This is a genomic window from Bartonella refiksaydamii (genome assembly GCF_902652675.1).
GTDB classification, from domain to species: Bacteria; Pseudomonadota; Alphaproteobacteria; order Rhizobiales; family Rhizobiaceae; genus Bartonella; species Bartonella refiksaydamii.
In genome coordinates this window covers 22,996-27,066 of the sequence record NZ_LR736310.1, presented here as the reverse complement: position 1 = coordinate 27,066, position 4,071 = coordinate 22,996, and the positions used below count along the sequence as shown (strand labels likewise).

Annotated in this window: 3 protein-coding genes and 1 pseudogene; all 4 read left to right on the top strand. The window is 40.1% G+C overall.

Annotation, left to right across the window (positions count from 1 at the left end):
• The coding region (locus GQO39_RS06680; RefSeq protein ID WP_156851502.1) for a BID domain-containing T4SS effector at nt 1-629 on the top strand (629 nt) is incomplete at its 5' end.
• A 305-nt stretch (nt 630-934) separates the two neighbouring features.
• Nucleotides 935-1,786: a BID domain-containing T4SS effector gene (locus GQO39_RS06675; RefSeq protein ID WP_156851501.1), complete on the top strand. Its 852-nt coding sequence runs from the start codon at nt 935-937 to the stop codon at nt 1,784-1,786.
• A 302-nt stretch (nt 1,787-2,088) separates the two neighbouring features.
• Nucleotides 2,089-3,435: a BID domain-containing T4SS effector gene (locus GQO39_RS06670; protein ID WP_156851500.1), complete on the top strand. Its 1,347-nt coding sequence runs from the start codon at nt 2,089-2,091 to the stop codon at nt 3,433-3,435.
• A gap of 363 nt (nt 3,436-3,798) precedes the next feature.
• Nucleotides 3,799-4,071, top strand: a pseudogene (locus tag GQO39_RS08870) (hypothetical protein); the annotation flags it as partial.

Sequence of the window (4,071 nt, the reverse complement as noted above, 5' to 3'; positions counted from 1 at the left end):
AGCACTCCTCCCATAAATCAATAGAATCTGTCTATGCAAAAGTTGGCATGGGGGCATATGGGGGGCAAGACTCCATACAACAAGAAAATCCTATCTACGACGGATTGGGTACAGAAAATGCAACTCCTCCTAGATCCCCGAAAGATGAAGTTACTTCAAAGCTTTTACAAAATACAAGCTTCCAATATAGTGTAACAGAAGTCCAAGAATGGTGCAAAGTTGTTTATGGTAACCCGTATGCTTTGAATAGCCAACTTGCTCAGATTCTTGACGATCCTCAGAAAGGAGAACTAATCACATGGGAAGTTGCAGCAAATCCTGAAGGTGTAAGTAAACTTGCGGGTCAAAAAGTACTTGGCGTGAAATCCTCACAACGCAGGGAAGCTGAAGAAGGTTTTATTTCCCTTTGTGCAGCTCTTGATAAGCATGTAGAAACTGTACAAAAACTACACAAAGATTTTACACGTGATCAAGCAAAACAACAAAGCCCTGAAAGAGGAGAATCTTCAGAAAGAGCACACAGACATCATCATCAACATGCCGGAGAAGAACGCCATACTTCCCCACAGCGCGAAGTGCAACCACGCAGCAGACATGAAAGCGGAAAAGGAATGGCTTTTGCGATGTAAGTTATATAAACTTTTATCTGATCTCTTAGCGCAATTCATTTTAGATGGATTGCGCTAAAATTTTTTGTGCAATGTTACGGAAAAGTTTCATCAAAATAGCCCCCATAATTTTATTTAACTTATTGATAAAATTTCATAAAAAAACTGTATAAAAGACATAAATATCGATTACGATAACCACGAATAGCGGAGGATCTTTGGAGATCATTCAAATGGACATCCTCCTTCGTAGTAAAGCTATCGAAGCATAAAGGTGGAGAGTGCGCCAAAGAAGTTCTCTAAAACAATTCTTGAAAGGAACATATATGAAAAAGAATTATCCATCCTCTTCTCCACAAGTTAACCCAGAAGCCCTCTATGCACAGGTTAATAAACAGCACAGAGGACAAAGCCCTCAACAACAACCCACTCCAGAACCTGTCTACGCAGAAGTTAACATAGGAGCAAACAAAGGGCGACACCCCCAGCAACCAGTAGAAACTGTCTATGCAGAGCTTAACATGGGCGCACATGGTGGACGGCACCCCCAGCAACCAACAGAACCTGTCTACGCAGAGCTTAACATGGGCGCACATGGTGAACGGCACCCCCAGCAACCAACAGAATCTGTCTACGCAGAAGTTAACACAGGAAGAACCTCTCCCTCTCCTAGGTCTCCGAAAGATGAAATTACTTCAAAGCTTTTACAAAACACAGGCTTCCAATATAGTGTAAGAGAAATCCAAGAATGGTGCCAAGTTGTTTATGGTAACTCGTATGCTTTGAATAGCCAACTTGCTCAGATTCTTGACGATCCTCAGAAAGGAGACAAAGTCTTATGGGACGTTGCTGCAAATCCTGAAAGCCCTGGTAAGCTTGCCGGTCAAAAAGTACTTGGCATGAAATCCCCAGCCCGTAAAGAGGCTGAAGAGGGTTTTCGCCCCCTTTGTGCAGCTCTTGAAAGACATGTAGAAAATGTAAAAAAACTACACAAAGACCTTACAAAAGAGCAGGCAAGACAACAAGGACATGAAAAGGGAGAAAATCTAGAAAAAGCACACAGACATCATCACCACCATCATCATCGCGCAGGAGAAGAACGCCATACTTCTCAACAGCGCGAAGTGCAACCACGTAGCAGGCATGGGGGCGAAAAAGGAATGGCTTTTGCGATGTAAGTTTACATAAACTTTTATCTGACCTCTTAGCGCAATTCATTTTAGATGGATTGCGCTAAAATTTTTTGTGCAATGTTACGGAAAAGTTCCACCAAAACAGTTCCCATCATTTTACGTAACTTATTGATAAAATTTCATAAAAAAAACTGTATAAAAGACATAAATGTCGATTACGATAGCCTTAAATAGCGCAGGAATCTTTGGAAGTCATTCGTACCTTTTTTGTATAAAAATTATCAAAGCATAAAGGTGGTTGGTGCACCAAAGAGGTTTTCTAAAATAATTTTTGAAAGGAAACATGCATGAAAAAAAATCAACCAACCCCTTCTTCGCACCCCTCAGTAAAAGAACTCATACAACGCTATAAACAAGCTGCCCCAACATCTTCTGCCCCTCAAGCCTTCTATACGCAGGTAGCTCCCCCAAAACCACCTCGCACACAAAAAAAGAATACCGTTACGACTGAAAAGGAGATTGTGTACGCAACGCTTGATTTTTCAACAACACCGCATCACTCCAAAGACAGAGATATTGTGAAGAAAAAAGGGAATGAGTCCCTATACGCAATGGTTGCTTCACAAAAGAAAACAGAAAGAGTGGCTAAAAGAAAGCAAAAAGAAGAAACTTTATATGCAACGGTTGCTTCACAAAGGGCAGTGAGGTCTCTTTCGGAAAAACAAATTACGCAGATAATTCCACACAATCCATTGGTTAGAATGTATCAAGAACAAATTCAAGATTTGTGCCAAATAGTTTATGGCAACAAAAATGCTTTGCAAGAAAAAATTGAGCAAATTCAAAAAAATCCCACTATGGGAGATGACCTCTCATGGCAAATTATAACACATCCTGCAAGCATTTCTAAGCTTGCTGGTACACATGTATGTGGCATAAAAAATAGCACCCGTCAACATGCTGAAGATAGCATTACTTCCCTAAGTGGCGCTGTTGATTGTTATATAGAAGCTGTACTATATGCAAGAAAGTGCTTGATGCAATCCCCAGACGCAGAACTAAAGCGCTATGAAAAATCAATGGGCAATGAAGCAATAGCAAAAATCTTGCAAAACCCATATAATTCTGAAAGGGAAAGAGACCCCCTCTCAAATACAGAACTTGCTAACTTAGTTCAAGGAGATCAAACAGTTCAAAGATACCACGCACAAATCCAATATTGGTGTAAAACCGTTTTTGGAAAGCCTAATATTTTGCAAGAAAAAACTGAAGAGCTGCTTACAAACCCAGCTATGGGAGAGGAGCTCGCATGGCAACTTGCAGCATATCCTCAATCTTTTCATAAATATGCGGGTATCAGTATGTGCGGCTTTAAAAATAGTACACGCAGATATGCTGAAGCAGGTCTTTCCCCCCTGATTGACGCCGTTGATAATTATGCAAATGCTGTAAAACAAATAAAAGAAAACATCGTGCAGCCCCATCAGACAAAACACCAATACCATGTGTCATCCGTCAAGCTAGATAAAAACGTGCAAAAACAGCAAGACTTATCACACCCCTCTAGAAGACATGAACACGTAGCAGAAAATAAGCATGAGGTTGCTGAAACCTCTAGATATGAACACCAAAGAGCAATAGATGTTCGACCACGCAAAACCGCAACACCAAAAGCAGTCGTTTTTGCTAGCTAAGTGCATATAAATTTGAGCTTTTAATCTAACTTCTTGGCGCAAAGCGTTTTATATAAATTGCGCCAAGAAGTTTTGTGTAATGTCAAGAAAAAAGATTATCATAATTCTCCCTTCATTTGATACAATCGCCCCTCTTTTGACGCAAACCTCTCTAATTTTGCGAAATTTATTAATAAAATTTCATAAAAAAACTATACAAAAGACATAAAAGCCAATTACGATCCACGCAAGTAGCGAAAAATCTTTTAAAACCATTCAAATTGGCATCCTCTTTTACATAAAAAACTATAAAGTTGGAGAGCGCACAAGAAAGAGATTTTCTAGAAAATATTGATATTGGGGCAAGCTTGAAAGGAAACATGCATGAAAAAAACACACTCCTCTCCTTCAGTATCTCGTATAGTGGAAGAATTTGAAAGACGCCTTGAACAATCTACTAGATCGTCTCCCTCAAAAAAATCTCCATCCACAATACCTTCTCCACAAAAGTCACCACGCCCAAAAGACAAAGAACAAAGCAACACAGCCGCACAACAGAACGAAGCTCTGTACGCAACACCTAGACCACAAATACCTCCTCGCGCAAACGACAAAGAACAAAGCAACACAGCCGCACAACAGAACGAAGCTCTATAC